1 protein-coding gene is annotated in these 418 nt (G+C 38.8%); it reads left to right on the top strand.

Features of this window, described 5'->3' with window-relative positions; genetic code table 11:
* Positions 1-400, top strand: a 400-nt coding sequence (locus CL42_RS16335; RefSeq protein ID WP_035271132.1) for a transposase, incomplete at its 5' end; no start/stop codon positions are given.
* Positions 401-418: the final 18 nt, after the last annotated feature.

Here is a 418-nt window from a genome sequence, read left to right as displayed (position 1 = left end):
TGGAGAGCTTTTACTCGTCGTTTCTCCTCAGTTTAATGCCAATGCTATTCAGGATTATGCATTACGCTGGGAAATTGAAACCTTATTCAGTTGTCTCAAAGGACGAGGATTCAATCTTGAAAATACGCGCTTGACAGACCCTAGACGAGTGAAAAAATTGATTGCGGTCTTAGCTATAAGCTTCTGTTGGTGCTACTTAACGGGTGAATGGCAACATGATCAAAAAAAAGCGATAAAAATAAAGAAGCATGGACGACTCTCAATGAGTTTATTTCGCTATGGTTTAGACTATGTTCAAATGGCGATTCAGCGTTTAATTGGTGTTGGGAAAAAAGAAGAGTTTAAGGAAATTCTGGCAATTTTAAGAAGGCAGATGCCTGATAGGATAAGAGTTCTGTGAAATTTGTCGTGTACAGAG

This window comes from Acinetobacter sp. Ver3, from assembly GCF_000632455.1.
Classification (GTDB): Bacteria; Pseudomonadota; Gammaproteobacteria; order Pseudomonadales; family Moraxellaceae; genus Acinetobacter.
The sequence above is the reverse complement of the archived record's forward strand: the minus strand, read 5'-3'. Positions and strand labels throughout refer to the sequence as shown.